Source organism: Pseudonocardia sp. ICBG601 (assembly GCF_020496245.1).
Map to the genome: position 1 here is coordinate 1 of NZ_JAHLJA010000094.1, position 13,145 is coordinate 13,145.

The following is a 13,145-nucleotide window of genomic DNA, read 5'->3' on the forward strand; positions in this document are numbered from 1 at the left end:
AACGCCGGCGACCAGCTCGTTGTCGCGCGACACCGTGTTCCACGGTCGCGCCGCAGGCCGTGCTGGCCGACCTGATCGCGGAGTTCAAGTCCTCCGGGCCGACCTACCAGCGCACCGTGAAGGCCACGCTGAAGGGCTCCTACACCAACCACTACCGGACTGGGCTGATCAAGCTGCTGGACGTGCTGGAGTTCCGCAGCAACAACACCACCCACCGGCCGGTGCTCGACGCGCTGGAGCTGATCACCCGCTACGCCAGCGCCGGGAACCTGCACTACTACCCGGCCGGCGAGCACATCCCGGTCCATCGCGGCCTGAGCGAGGACTGGGAGGCGCTGGTTTACAAGGACGACAAGCGCCACCGGCAACGGGTCGTGCGCATGGTCTACGAGGTGTGCACCTTCCAGGCGCTACGCGAGCAGTTGCGGTGCAAGGAAATCTGGGTCGTCGGCGCGGACACCTGGCGCAACCCGGCCGAAGACCTTCCGACCGATTTCGAGGACCATCGCGTCGAGCACTACCAGGCGCTGCGCAAGCCGCTGGACCCCAGCCAGTTCATCGCCGACCTGCAAGCCGAGATGCGCGCCGAGCTGGAGGCCCTGCACACCGCCCTGCCGGGCTGCGATTGGTTGTCGATTAGAGCGTGTTTGGAAATTCTAGTGGGTTGAGGGTGTCGTGTGTTTCTGCTGGCGGGTGGCGGGGTATCCACGGGCGATGCGGCGGGGTGATGGTGTTGATCGCGGCCCAGCGGATCATGGCTTCGGATGTGGTGGGTGGCGTTCGTAGTCTCGGGCCAGGCGTCGGTGTGCGGTGAGCCAGGCCAGGGTCCGTTCGACCACCCACCTTCGTGGGAGGACGGTGAATCCGCGCTGCTCGGGTGGCTTGCGGATGATCTCGATCGTTGTCTGCAGGATCGTGGCGGCCCAGTCGAGCAGTCGCCCGGCGAAGCCGGCGTCGGCGTAGACGAACCGCACCCTGGTGCGCAGGTAGAGGTTGAGCAGGATCGGCTTGGCGCCGTCGCGGTCCTGTACCGAGGCCGAGCACACCATCGTGGTCAGCAGCAGACCGAGGGTGTCGGTCACGATGAACCGTTTCCGTCCGCCTGTCTTCTTCCCGGCGTCGTAGCCGCGGGAGTCCTGGCCGACGGTGTCGGCGCCCTTGACCGACTGGGAATCGATGATCCCCGCACTCGGCTCCGGATCACGGCCCTCGGCGATACGTAACTGCCCCCGCACGACCGGGAGGATCTTCTCGGTGACCTTCTGCTGTTCCCACTGGTTGAAGTACCAGTAGACGGTCTGCCAGGGCGGGAAGTCCACCGGCAACGCCCGCCAGGCACACCCGGTCCGCACGACATACAAGATCGCGTCCAGCACGTCCCGACGAGCATGAGCAACAGGCCGCCCCCGCCGCGCGAGCGGCGGTAACAACGGCTCGATCACCACCCACTGGGCATCACTGGTGTCCGAGGGGTACCGGCGCGGTCGTTCCTGCATGCCGACCACGATGGAGCACCCAGCCGTGTCGACCATCCCGACACACCCACCATTTCCAGACACGCTCTAACGTCGAAACGCCGCCTCGAAACACGGCCACATGGTAAACTTATGAGACAGTTGCGGGAGGAAACGAGACGATCATGACCGGCGAGTCCGCCATTACCGACCCGCGGATCGCCGCCGCCCTGGATGCCGACCGGGACCAGGCCAGGACGGTGACGTGATGGAACTGGGCTACGCCCGCGTCTCGACCACACACCAGGACCTCGAACGACAGCTCGACGCCCTGGGCCACCACGGCATACCCGACGAGCGGATCTACACCGACAAGAAGACCGGCGCCACCATCGACCGGCCCGGCTTCACCGAGCTGCGCCGCTACGCCCGCTCCGGCGACACGATCATCGCGACCAACCTCGACCGACTCGGCCGCAATCTGCGCGAATGCCTCAACGTCGTGCACGAGCTGCGCGAGCAGGGCATCGGGATCAAGACCCTGAAGGACCCGATCCCGATCGACACCACCGACGACTCGCCGATGGCCGAACTCGCCGTCGCGCTACTGGCGCTGTTCGCACACATGGAGGCTTATTCAGGCTCCGTCAGGTAAGTGCGTAGAAGATGAGTCCGATGACTGCCGAGATCGTCGTTTTAAATGTGGCGTAGGGTCGGCGGTAGTCTGTGTGGAGAACTTTCCACGACTTGATATGGGCGATGACTCGCTCGATGGTGGCGCGTGTGCGGTTGAGGCTCTTGTTGAATGTTTTCTGCCAGTCGAGAAGTTCCCGGCCGGGTTGTTTTTTGAACGGGGTGAGCATGCCGCGCCCGATGTAGCCTTTATCGCCGATCGGTGGGTATGTGGCGAGGTGGTCGAGGGCGCCGGATTGGTCGAGGCAATGTAGGTCGTGTCGGGGGCCTGGGGTCGGGTCGGAGATCCACGACAGCTGCCCTCCAGGGTGGCTGCGACCTGGACGACGACGCCGGTGGTGCGATGCTTGCCCGACCACAGACCTGGTACGGCGGTCCATGACCAGCAGTGCAGCAGGGTTCCGTCGATGATGTACTGCCGATCGGCACGAAGCTCCTCCGCAGTCGGAACTACACTCCGCAGCGCCTGCGCCAGCAACGGTGTCACCCCCGCGATCGCTCGACTGACCGTCGACTGCGACACCCCGTAGGTTTCCGCCAACTCCCACTGCACACGATTCCCGCGCAGATACGCCAACGTGATCACCACCGACCAGAACAATCCCAGAATCGGCGGCCAAGGCCGTCGCAGGCCAGTCGCGTTCCGCTGATCCTGCTCATGCACCAGAGCGGCAAGATCCTGAATCTCATCACGCCGAAAGCCAGTGGTATAGAGGCTTATTCAGGCTCCGTCAGGTAAGTGCGTAGAAGATGAGTCCGATGACTGCCGAGATCGTCGTTTTAAATGTGGCGTAGGGTCGGCGGTAGTCTGTGTGGAGAACTTTCCACGACTTGATATGGGCGATGACTCGCTCGATGGTGGCGCGTGTGCGGTTGAGGCTCTTGTTGAATGTTTTCTGCCAGTCGAGAAGTTCCCGGCCGGGTTGTTTTTTGAACGGGGTGAGCATGCCGCGCCCGATGTAGCCTTTATCGCCGATCGGTGGGTATGTGGCGAGGTGGTCGAGGGCGCCGGATTGGTCGAGGCAATGTAGGTCGTGTCGGGAGCCTGGGGTCGGGTCGGAGATCCACGACAGCTGCCCTTCCAGGGTGGCTGCGACCTGGACGACGACGCCGGTGGTGCGATGCTTGCCCGACCACAGACCTGGTACGGCGGTCCATGACCAGCAGGGCAGCAGGGTTCCGTCGATGATGTACTGCCGATCGGCACGAAGCTCCTCCGCAGTCGGAACTACACTCCGCAGCGCCTGCGCCAGCAACGGTGTCACCCCCGCGATCGCTCGACTGACCGTCGACTGCGACACCCCGTAGGTTTCCGCCAACTCCCACTGCACACGATTCCCGCGCAGATACGCCAACGTGATCACCACCGACCAGAACAATCCCAGAATCGGCGGCCAAGGCCGTCGCAGGCCAGTCGCGTTCCGCTGATCCTGCTCATGCACCAGAGCGGCAAGATCCTGAATCTCATCACGCCGAAAGCCAGTGGTATAGTACATACTGCGACAACCCGTTCATCTTGGATTGATTCGGCAAATTAATCTTCGCGATGGACGGGCTGTCGCCCAACCCGACACGCCGGGCTAGATCGTTATTTCACGGGCCCTGAATAAGCCTCATAGTACATACTGCGACAGCCCATTCATCTCGGATTGATTCGACAAACCAATCTTCGCGATGGACGGACTGTCGCCCAACCCGACACGCCGGGCTAGATCGTTATTTCACGGGCCCTGAATAAGCCTCATGGAACGAGTGTTCATGCGCGAACGCGCCGCCCACGCCCGCGAGGCCACCGCAGCCACGGGCAAACTGCCCGGCCGACCCCGCAAACTCGACCCCAACCAGCTCGCCGCGGCCCAGGCCGCCCTCGACACCGGCCAGACCGCCGACCAGATCGCAGCCGCGTTCGGCGTCAGCCGCGCCACCCTCTACCGCAACCTCACCGAAAATAAACCCGCTGACCAGCAATGATCGACTCGTTTGCGGCTGGTGACAACTCCTTACCGGCGCCCCGACGACGGCGACGTCGTCACACGCGGTCGTCGTCGGGCTGCTCGGCTCCGACGGTCTGGTCGGCGGCGGCCTGGTCCGCGTCCTCGGCGCCGCGGACGCCCCCGGCGACCCGGCCGCGCTGCACGCCTGGGCGGGCTGGACCGCGGCCCTGCCCGACGACGTCACCTCCGGGGTCTCCGTGGTGCCCTACCCCGACCTGCCCGTCCTCCCCCCGCACCTGCGCGGACGTCGCGTCCTGCGGGTCGGGGTCGTCGGCACCGGCGGTACCGGCCGTACCGACGCGCTGCTCGCGCCGCTGCGCGCCGCCGTCGCCTGGGACGACGACACCGTCGCCCCGCTGGACCCGCGCGCGTCGTCGCGGGTGTACGCCGAGCCCGAGGTCCCGCACGCCTACCTCGGCGACGACGTGCTGGTCGACGGGCTCGACCGTGACGGCCTCGACCGGGTCGTCTCCCGCACCGGGCCGATGGTCGTGACCGGGATCCGGCACCTGGGCGGCGCTGCCGGGCGGGCCGCGGCCGTCGCCGACACCGTCCGCGGCCGCGACGCCGCCTACTGCGTGAACGTCCTCGCCCCGTTCGACGACGACGTTCCCGCCGCGTGCGCCTGGTCCGGGGTCGACCACCTCCTCGACGGGTTCTCGCCCCGCGCGACCGCCGAGGTGACGCACCCGTCGTTCCGGTACGGGCCGCCCCGCCCGGGCACCGCCTGAGTCCGTGCCGGACCGGCTGGGGTCGGCCGTGTGCGAGGTCAGCCGTGCGCGAGCAGCTTGACCACGATGACCAGTGCGCCCAGCCCGACCAGGGCGACGACCAGCAGCACCCGTCGCCACCACGACAGCGGGGTCCGCCGGGCCGCGAGCACCGCGAACAGGGCCAGCACCAGCACCGTCACCCCGGTCGCGAGCTCCAGCGCGGTGGTGAGCTCCAGCAGCCCGACCGCGGCGGCGACGAGCAGCACGACGGGCGCGGCGGAGGCCTGCAGGATCTGCCCCGAGCTGCGCAGCGCGGCGACGAGCTCGTGGCCGCGGGGGCCGTGACCGTGCACGGTGAGGTGGGCGACGACGTCGGAGAGCAGGCTCGCCGCCCACAGGGCGCCCGCGGCCACGACGACGTCCACGATCGCGGACCCGGCCGAGGATCCCTCGCCGCCGTGGCCGAGCAGGACCAGCAGGGTCGAGAGGCAGGACAGGGTGCCGTAGAGCCGCTCCCGCAGCACCGTCACCACGACCGGGGCGGGGACCTCACCGTCGCGGCGAGGGCGGGAGGGAACACGGGAGGTCATGACGCCGAGCGTGCCAGGCCGCGTCGACGACGGGTCACCACGGCCACGTGCAGCCCCGGCGGCGCCACCGGCCCCGGGCGCGGTGCCGCCCGCGACGGAGCCTGCCCAGCATCCATCTCATGTGGACCCCGTGACCGTGGTCGGCATCGACGGTGACACCTCCTACCCCGAGGAGAACTTACAGTCACGCGTGACCGTCGGAAGGTCCGGACGGCGTAATCGCGGCCTGCCCCACCGACGGATGAGCACTGCGATCACACGACGCACGCCGGCGCCGGCCTGACGATCGCCCCCGCGAGCACGCCCGCGCCACACCGACCGACGCCGACGTCGGCTCCTTCGACGACGGCGACGGCTCGGCCCACCGCGCCCACCAGGTCGGCCGGGAGCTCGCCCGGGAGGCCCTCCTCCTCGGCCGGACCGGCAACACCTAGCCGCGGGCACGCAGGGCGTCGTTGACCTGCTCGGCCATCGGCGCGCTGGACGCCGGGTTCTGACCGGTGACCAGGTTGCCGTCGACGACGGTGAACGCCTCGTAGGCAGGCCCGCTCTCGTGGGCGGCACCGCGCTCGCGCAGCCGGCTCGCCAGCAGCCACGGAGCGCCCTCCGCAGTGCCGAAGATCTGCTCCTCCTCGTCGGTGAAGGCGGCCATCCGGCGCCCGGCGAACAGCCAGCCGCCGTCCGGGCCGGTCGCGCTCAGCAGTCCCGCGGGGCCGTGACACACCGCGCCGACGATCCGGCCGTCGGCCTCGGCCCGCGCCAGCAGGGCACCCAGGTCGGCGTCCTCGTGCAGGTCGACGACCGGTCCGTGGCCGCCGGGGAGCACGATCGCGTCGTACCGCTCCGGGTCGACCTCGGCCAGCACCAGCGGCGCCCCGAACTCCCGCAGGGCGGTCTCCGCGACCTCGACGTGACGCGCGCAGTCGGGACCGGCGACATCGGGGTCGGCGCTGTGCGGGTCCAGGGGCTGCAGAACGCCGCCCGGGGAGGCGAACTCGACGGTGTGCCCGGCGCCGACGAACGTCTCGTACGGCGCCGCCAGCTCCTCGGCCCAGTAGCCCGTCGGGTAGGAGGTGCCGTCCGTGCGCTCCCAGGTGTCGGCGGCGGACATGACGATCAGGATCCGGCCCATGGTGGTTCTCCCTCGATGGTCGACCGTGGTGCGCTCCCGGCGATCGGAGCGTGTCCCCAGCCTCGTGGCGGCGTGGGCGCCGCGGGGGCCGATACCGGGCCCTGCCCGACCGCGGACCCCGCTGACCAGGACGCACAGGGCCAGGTGGGACGGACCGGGTGGGGCGATACTGGCCGGCATGGCCGGGAACAACCGCGAGCTCGCCGACTTCCTGCGCCGCGCCCGCGGTCAGTGCGACCCGGCGCGGGCGGGCCTGCCCGCCGACGGGCGCGTCCGCCGCGTGCCGGGGCTGCGCCGGGAGGAGGTGGCGCTGCTCGCCGGAGTCTCCTCGGACTACTACGCCCGGCTGGAGCAGGGACGCCGGATCGTCCCCTCGCCGTCGGTGGTCGAGGCCATCGGCCGGGCCCTGGAGCTGGACGCCGCGGGACGGGCCCACCTGAGCGACCTGATCGGGCTCGGCCCGGCCTCGCCGCAGCCCCGGGCCCGGGCGGTGCAGCGGGTACGGCCCGGGCTGCGACAGCTGCTCGACGCCCTCGACGAGCCGGCGCTGCTGCTGGGCCGCCGGATGGACGTGCTGGCCGCGAACCGGATGGCCGCGGCGCTGTTCGTCGACTTCGAGCGGTTCCCCGGCCCCGAACGCAACTACGCCCGCTGGATCGTGCTCGACGCCGACGCGCGGTCGCTGTTCGAGGACTGGGCGGTCCAGGCCCGCGCCGCGGTCGAGACCCTGCGGCTGGAGGCAGGCCGCGACCCCGGGGACCGGGCGACCGTCGAGCTCGTGGCCGAGCTGCGCCGGGAGAGCCCCGATGTCGACCGATGGTGGGGGGAGCACCGCGTCTATCAGCGGACCTACGGGACCAAGCGGCTGCGTCACCCGGTCGTCGGGCACCTGAGCGTGGAGTACGAGACCCTCACCCCGCCCGGTGATCCGGACACCACGTTGTTCCTCTACTCGACCGCGGCCGGGTCACCGTCGCGCGAGGCGATGGACGTCCTGGCCAGCTGGGCCCTGTCCGACCGGACGACCGGTGACCGGGCGGCTCAGGACGGCTCCTGACGCCGGACGCTCGCGATCTCGACCTTCACGTCGCGTCGACGCGCGAGCCGCACCTCCCGACGCCGATCCAGCCCGGTGCGTCAGTCCTTCAGGGCTGCGGCCAGGGCGGCGAGGTCGTCGGGGTGCATCCGGGCCACAGGAGCGGGTTCCACGGTCGCGCTCCGCAGCCGTTCGAGCTCGGCGGCGTGGCCGTCGCGCTCGGCGCGGACGCGTTCGATCCGGTCGGAGAGCTCCCGGATCTCCGCACGCGCCGCGTCGTGCTCCGCACGCAGCCCGTCGGCGACGGCGCGGGCCTCGGCCAGCGCGTCCTGCTGCCCGGCGAGACGGCTGCGCTGCTCGGCGACGGTCTCGGCCAGACCGGCCCGCTCGCCGGCCACCGAGGCGAGCTCGGCGCGCAGCGCCGCCAGCTCCCCGGCCACACGGTCGCGGTCGCGGGCGAGGTCGTCGGCGCGGGCGACCGCGGTGTCGCGTTCGTGCTCCGCGGTCCGGGCCGCGAGCACCGCGGTCTCCCGGCCCCGACCGGCGGACGCGGCGGCCTCCCGCTCCGCACGGGCGTCGGCGACGGCGCCGTCGCGCTCGACGACGGCGGCGTCCCGGGCGGCGACGGCGTCGGCGGCCTGCTGGCGCGCGGCACCGAGGGCCTCGGTCGCCGCGAGCGCGGTGGCGGCGGCCTCCTCGGCCCGGGCCACCGCCTCGGCCCGCTCCTGCCGGGCGTCGGCGGCGGCCCGGTCCGCGTCACGGGCGCGGCGCTCGGCCGCCTCCCGTGCGGCGTCGGCCTGCTGACGGGCTGCGTCGGACTCCGTGGCGGCGGCGCGGGCGGCCTCGGTGGCGGCCAGGGCGTCGCGCTCGATCTCGTCGAGCCGGTCCAGCACGGCGGTCAGTGCCCCGGACAGCTCGGCGACCGGCCCGGCGAGCGCGCCGACGTGCTCGCGGAGCCGGTCCGCGTCGAGCGCGAACGCCCCGGTCCCGGTGTCGAGACCGAGGGCGCCGAGGGCCTCCCGCTCGGCGCGGGCCATCTGCGCGCAGGTCCGACCCTGCTCCCACCGGGTGTCCCGGCAGAACGACCGCGGACGGCCGCCCTGCGGCCCGGGCGGGGGCAGCTCCGCCCGGCATCGGCTGTATCCGCACCGCACCACCGTGTCTGCCATGCACCCCACGCTACCGGTTCATGTTTCTCAAACTCGAAACCAGTTCGTGGTTCGTTATGACTAACCGAGATAACACTGGATAATGCAGAGAATCCCGTGTGACTGGACAGGGACCGCCCGGGAGCGCGGGCGGCCCGGCGGGGTCAGGGGGCCGGGTCGAGGGTGAGCAGACCGGTGTCGGTGTCGAAGTCGAACAGCTCGCCGTAGCGGCCCCAGTCGATCGCGGTGTCGATCTGGCGGCGGGCGTCCTCGGCGGAGAACCCCCGCTGCAGCAGGTCCAGGAAGAACCCGACCCGCAGCGATCCGTCCGCCGCGGCGGACAGCGCCCGGTGCACGGTGCGCACCAGCGGGGCCCGGGTCACCGCCTGCGCGGCGAAGATCCGCTTGCTCTCCTGGATGTCGGCGGTGGTGAACGCCCGCCCGGTGCCGGTCAGGTGCAGGTCCGCCCCGGACACCTCCAGCAGGTCGAGCATCGCGGCCGCGTCGACCAGCGGCAGCAGGTCGTCGACCTCGAAGCTCAGCCCGGCGGCGAGCTCGGGCAGGTCCGCCCGGCCGCCACCGGAGTGCACCAGCTCCACCAGGCCCGCCAGCCCGCCCACCGAGGCGGCGGGCAGCGGCCGCGCGGTCGGGGTCACCTCGCCGGTGCCGACGCCGACGACGTCGGACTCGCGACCGGTCAACAGGTCGTAGAGCCGGTCGACCAGCGCGGTGAACGCCGGCGTCGCGCGGTCCCGCGGCCGCGGCAGGTCGACCGCGACCTCCGCCCGGATGCGTCCCGGGTTGGCCTCCAGGACGACGACCCGGTCGGCCAGCAGAACCGCCTCCTCGATGTTGTGCGTGACGATGCAGACCGACCGGGTCGGGAAGCGCCGCCCGGTCCACAGGCTCATCAGCTCGGTGCGCAGGTTCTCCGCGGTGAGCACGTCCAGGGCGGAGAACGGCTCGTCCATCAGCAGCAGGTCCGGTTCCAGCACCAGCGCCCGGGCGAACCCGACCCGCTGGCGCATGCCGCCCGACAGCTCCCGCGGGTAGGCGGACTCGAAGCCGTCGAGTCCGATCAGGTCGATCGCGGCCAGGGCTCGCTCGCGGCGCTCGGCGGCCGGGACGCCACGGGCGGCGAGCCCCAGCTCGACGTTGTCCTGCACGGTCAGCCACGGCATCAGTGCGAAGGACTGGAACACCATCGCGACACCGGGGTTGGCGCCGTCGAGCTCGCGGCCCCGGTACCGCACCGAGCCCGACGTCGGCGCGATCAGCCCGGCGATGGTGCGCAGCAGGGTCGACTTGCCCGAGCCCGACCGGCCGAGCAACGCGACGATCTCTCCCTCGCGCAGCTCCAGGGCGATGTCCTGCAGGACCCGCAGCTCCTCCCCCGTGCTGCCGGGGAAGCTCGTGCTGACCCCGTCGAGGGTGATCAGGGCGTCGGAACGGGTGGCGGTCGTGGACGACACGGGATGCCTCCTGGTGATCGGTGGGGCAGCGGGTCAGAGGGCGAAGCGGCGCTCGGCCAGGGCCTGCAGGGGTCGCCAGAACAGGCGGTTGACCCCGACGACGTAGAGGCTCATGACGACGACGCCGATCAGGATCCGGGGCCCGTCGCCGGCGGCGGTGGCCTGAGCGATGTACGCGCCGAGCCCGGTGGCGGTGAGCGTGACCGGTCCGTAGGTCACGACCTCGGCGACGATCGAGGCGTTCCAGGCGCCACCCGCGGCGGTGATCCCGCCGGTGACGTAGCCGGGGAACACCGCGGGCAGCGCCAGCCGGCGCCACCACAGCGAGCGCGGCAGCCCGAGGTCGGCCGCGGCCTCGCGCAGGTCGTGCGGGATCGCCGACGCCGCGGCGATCACGTTGAACAGGATGTACCACTGCGCACCCAGGCTCATCAGCACGATCCCGCCCCAGTCCAGGCTCACCCCGGTCGCCAGGAGCACCCCGGTGACCAGTGGGAACAGGAAGTTCGCCGGGAACGAGGCCAGTACCTGCACCACCGGCTGCGCGAGCCGGGACACCCGTGGGTTCATGCCGATCCACACCCCGACCGGCACCCACACCACGGTCGCGACGACGACGAGCAGCACCACCCGGCCGAACGTGACCAGCCCCAGCAGCAGGGCGTGCCCGACCTCGCCGAACCCGACCGCCGCCGCGACGTAACCGGCCATCCGGACCAGGGCGTAGGCGAGCACGGCCGCCACCGCCGCCCCCAGCACGACGTCACCGGCCCGCCGGCGCACGGCCGACACCCGCAGCGGGTGCTCGGCGCGGCCGAACACCGCCATGGCCCGGTCGAGCGGCCCGACCAGCCGCCCCGCGACCCGGCCGACCGCCCGCGGGACGCGGGAGCGGCGCAGCAGGTCCAGCACCACGCTGCGGGGCGCCTCGGCGGGTGCGGAGTCACCGATCCGGAACCGCTCCGCCCAAGCCGTGAGCGGCCGTCAGAACAGCACGTTCACCCCGACGACCATGACCACCATGACGACGACGGCGAGCAGCACCCGTCCCGGGTCGGCGTCGGCCGTCGCGGTGGCCACGTAGGCACCGATACCGGGCAGCACGTAGGAGTGGCCGTCGACGGTCAGCGCCTCCGAGGCGACCAGGAAGAACCAGCCGCCGCCGAAGCTCATCATGCCGTTCCAGACCAGCGGGATCATCCCGCCGGGCACGTCGACCCGCCAGAACCGCTGCCACTTCGACAGCCGCAGCAGTCGCGCCGCCTCGTCCAGCTCGCGGGGCTGGGACACCAGCGACCGGTGGAAAGCGAACGCCATGTTCCAGGCCTGCGAGGTGAAGATCGCGAAGATCGACGCGCACTCCAGGCCCAGCTCCGAGCCGGGGAACAGGGCGAGGAAGCCGGTGACCGTGATCGACAGGAACCCCAGGATCGGCACCGACTGCAGGATGTCGAGCGCCGGCAGGAGCACCGCCTCCGCGCGCGGCAGCCTGGCCGCGGCGGTGGCGTAGACGAAGGTGAACAGCACCGACAGCACGAGCGCGGCGAACATCCGCAGCAGCGAGCGGGCGGCGTAGTAGGGCAGCTCGGCCGGGTCGGTCGAGAGCCGCGACGGGGCGGTGGCCGGGTCGAACGGGACGTCGATCCCGTGCGAGACCCGCACCAGTGCGTAGAGCAGGGCGGCGGCCCCGGCCAGCACGGCGACGTCGACGAGGCCCTGCCGCGGCCGGGCCAGTGCCTCCCGGGAGGGGAACACGCGCAGCACCACGACGGTCTCCTTTCTCCGCCTGCGGGCGGGGTCAGCGCGCGGCGCCGGTGTCCCGGGCCGGGGTCCGCACGTCCCACCGGACGCTGGTGACCGAGGGCTCGAGCGACAGCCGGCTGACCGCCGACTCCATCTGGGTGTCGTCACGGTGGTCGGCGGCCAGATCGGCCCGGACCTCGACGTAGCCGTCGGTGTCGGTGTTGGCCGAGCGGACCGAGGCGAGCCGGAAGTCGGTGCGCCCGAGTGCCTGGACCAGCAGCGCCCGGACGTGGGCCTCGGCGTCGTCGCGGGTGACGGCGTGGAAGCTGTAGACGGTCGGGGTCTCGTCGCCGGACTCCGGGCGGCGGTCGATGGCCCGCCCCAGCGGGCGCAGCGCCAGGTTCACCAGCACCACGACACCGGTCCCCGCGGCGGCGACCGGGTAGAGCCCGGCCCCGGACAGCGCTCCGACGGCGGCGGAGCACCACAGGGTCGCCGCGGTGTTGAGCCCGCGGACGGTCATCCCGTCGCGCAGGATCACCCCGGCGCCGAGGAACCCGATGCCGGACACGATCTGGGCCGCCACCCGGGTGGGATCGGCGCTGCCGGTGTCGGACAGCCCACCGAAGCCGTGTGCGGACAGCAGGACGAACAGGGTCGCGCCGACGGCGACCAGCGCGTTGGTGCGCAGGCCGGCCATCCGCGCCCGGTACTGGCGCTCGAAGCCGATCACCGTGCCCAGGCCGACACCGGCCCCCAGGCGCAGCAGCATCTCGACGGTCGTCATCACGTACTCGCTCTCGTTGCGCAGGAGAGGTCCCGCCGGCGCGGCCGGGCACACACGTCGATGCCGGTCGGCGCAGCACGCGACGACCGGCCGTGTGGGGGGGCGGTGACGGACGGGAGAGGTGGGAGACGCGCGGCAGGGGACGCCGCGCGGACGAAGCGGCCGTTGTGGACGGCGGACGCGGGCACGTGGCCCGAGCTCAGCCCGGGAGTTCCGGTGCAGCGGCCGGCAGTCCGTGCGGCCGCACCTACTGTGCTCGTCGACCCTACTGTGCTCGTCGTCGGACATCCGGCTCACCTCCCTCGTGGACAGTCGGGGACCAGTGAACGTACCGAGCTGCAACGTTCAAACGGTTTGTGAGAATGTTTGACGCTCGTCACCCC

The 13,145-nt window shown here is 71.4% G+C and carries 14 protein-coding genes and 3 pseudogenes; 6 read left to right on the forward strand and 11 right to left on the reverse strand.

Going from position 1 to position 13,145, the window contains the following annotated elements; all coding sequences use genetic code 11:
- Positions 1 to 668, forward strand: a pseudogene (locus KPL57_RS24805) (hypothetical protein); the annotation flags it as partial.
- Between the two features lie 84 nt (positions 669 to 752).
- Here KPL57_RS24805 and KPL57_RS24810 read toward each other — a convergent pair.
- On the reverse strand, positions 753 to 1,532 hold the full coding sequence (locus KPL57_RS24810) for an IS5 family transposase (RefSeq protein ID WP_226353365.1): 780 nt from the start codon (positions 1,530 to 1,532) through the stop codon (positions 753 to 755).
- A 190-nt stretch (positions 1,533 to 1,722) separates the two neighbouring features.
- Here KPL57_RS24810 and KPL57_RS24815 point away from each other — a divergent pair, with 190 nt between their 5' ends.
- Positions 1,723 to 2,109: a recombinase family protein gene (locus tag KPL57_RS24815; RefSeq protein WP_226353366.1), complete on the forward strand. Its 387-nt coding sequence runs from the start codon at positions 1,723 to 1,725 to the stop codon at positions 2,107 to 2,109.
- Here the strand turns inward: KPL57_RS24815 and KPL57_RS24820 are convergent.
- The 3 genes and pseudogenes from KPL57_RS24820 to KPL57_RS24830 all read right to left on the reverse strand — a co-directional run bounded on the left by KPL57_RS24820 (position 2,102) and on the right by KPL57_RS24830 (position 3,643).
- Positions 2,102 to 2,527 carry a transposase family protein gene (locus tag KPL57_RS24820; RefSeq protein ID WP_226353367.1) on the reverse strand — a complete coding sequence of 142 codons (426 nt, stop codon included), beginning with the start codon at positions 2,525 to 2,527 and terminating at the stop codon, positions 2,102 to 2,104. The genes KPL57_RS24815 and KPL57_RS24820 overlap by 8 nt on opposite strands.
- A gap of 137 nt (positions 2,528 to 2,664) precedes the next feature.
- Positions 2,665 to 2,811: pseudogene (locus KPL57_RS70155) on the reverse strand (hypothetical protein); the annotation flags it as partial.
- Between the two features lie 67 nt (positions 2,812 to 2,878).
- Positions 2,879 to 3,643 (reverse strand): transposase family protein, encoded by a 765-nt coding sequence (locus tag KPL57_RS24830; protein ID WP_226350834.1) that lies wholly within the window; start codon positions 3,641 to 3,643, stop codon positions 2,879 to 2,881.
- A gap of 247 nt (positions 3,644 to 3,890) precedes the next feature.
- On the opposite strand from KPL57_RS24830, the gene KPL57_RS24835 reads away from it, so the two are divergent.
- Positions 3,891 to 4,118: a helix-turn-helix domain-containing protein gene (locus KPL57_RS24835; RefSeq protein ID WP_226353368.1), complete on the forward strand. Its 228-nt coding sequence runs from the start codon at positions 3,891 to 3,893 to the stop codon at positions 4,116 to 4,118.
- 223 nt (positions 4,119 to 4,341) lie between these two features.
- Entirely contained in the window at positions 4,342 to 4,872 is a 531-nt protein-coding gene (locus KPL57_RS24840) for a hypothetical protein (RefSeq protein WP_226353369.1), read from the forward strand.
- Positions 4,873 to 4,910: 38 nt separating this feature from the next.
- Here KPL57_RS24840 and KPL57_RS24845 read toward each other — a convergent pair whose 3' ends face one another.
- A complete protein-coding gene (locus KPL57_RS24845) occupies positions 4,911 to 5,444 on the reverse strand; it encodes a hypothetical protein (RefSeq protein ID WP_226353370.1) in 534 nt (177 codons plus the stop codon).
- Between the two features lie 279 nt (positions 5,445 to 5,723).
- Between KPL57_RS24845 and KPL57_RS24850 the strand changes: the two are divergent.
- Positions 5,724 to 5,863: pseudogene (locus KPL57_RS24850) on the forward strand (1,4-dihydroxy-2-naphthoyl-CoA synthase); the annotation flags it as partial.
- 11 nt (positions 5,864 to 5,874) lie between these two features.
- Here KPL57_RS24850 and KPL57_RS24855 read toward each other — a convergent pair.
- Positions 5,875 to 6,576 (reverse strand): type 1 glutamine amidotransferase domain-containing protein, encoded by a 702-nt coding sequence (locus KPL57_RS24855; protein WP_226353371.1) that lies wholly within the window; start codon positions 6,574 to 6,576, stop codon positions 5,875 to 5,877.
- Between the two features lie 178 nt (positions 6,577 to 6,754).
- Between KPL57_RS24855 and KPL57_RS24860 the strand changes: the two genes are divergently transcribed.
- On the forward strand, positions 6,755 to 7,633 hold the full coding sequence (locus KPL57_RS24860; protein WP_226353372.1) for a helix-turn-helix transcriptional regulator: 879 nt from the start codon (positions 6,755 to 6,757) through the stop codon (positions 7,631 to 7,633).
- Positions 7,634 to 7,713: 80 nt separating this feature from the next.
- On the opposite strand, the gene KPL57_RS24865 is transcribed toward KPL57_RS24860, so the two are convergent.
- From KPL57_RS24865 to KPL57_RS24885, 5 genes are all read right to left on the reverse strand, one after another.
- A complete protein-coding gene (locus tag KPL57_RS24865) occupies positions 7,714 to 8,781 on the reverse strand; it encodes a response regulator receiver protein (RefSeq protein WP_226353373.1) in 1,068 nt (355 codons plus the stop codon).
- A 143-nt stretch (positions 8,782 to 8,924) separates the two neighbouring features.
- Complete coding sequence (locus KPL57_RS24870; protein WP_226353374.1) at positions 8,925 to 10,232, reverse strand: nitrate/sulfonate/bicarbonate ABC transporter ATP-binding protein; 1,308 nt, start codon at positions 10,230 to 10,232, stop codon at positions 8,925 to 8,927.
- Positions 10,233 to 10,265: 33 nt separating this feature from the next.
- The gene (locus tag KPL57_RS24875) at positions 10,266 to 11,147 is read right to left on the reverse strand and encodes an ABC transporter permease subunit (RefSeq protein WP_226353375.1); all 882 of its coding nucleotides are present in this window, start codon (positions 11,145 to 11,147) and stop codon (positions 10,266 to 10,268) included.
- Positions 11,148 to 11,216: 69 nt separating this feature from the next.
- On the reverse strand, positions 11,217 to 11,999 hold the full coding sequence (locus KPL57_RS24880) for an ABC transporter permease subunit (RefSeq protein ID WP_226353376.1): 783 nt from the start codon (positions 11,997 to 11,999) through the stop codon (positions 11,217 to 11,219).
- A gap of 31 nt (positions 12,000 to 12,030) precedes the next feature.
- Positions 12,031 to 12,762 (reverse strand): MgtC/SapB family protein, encoded by a 732-nt coding sequence (locus tag KPL57_RS24885; RefSeq protein WP_043281833.1) that lies wholly within the window; start codon positions 12,760 to 12,762, stop codon positions 12,031 to 12,033.
- Positions 12,763 to 13,145 lie beyond the last annotated feature (383 nt).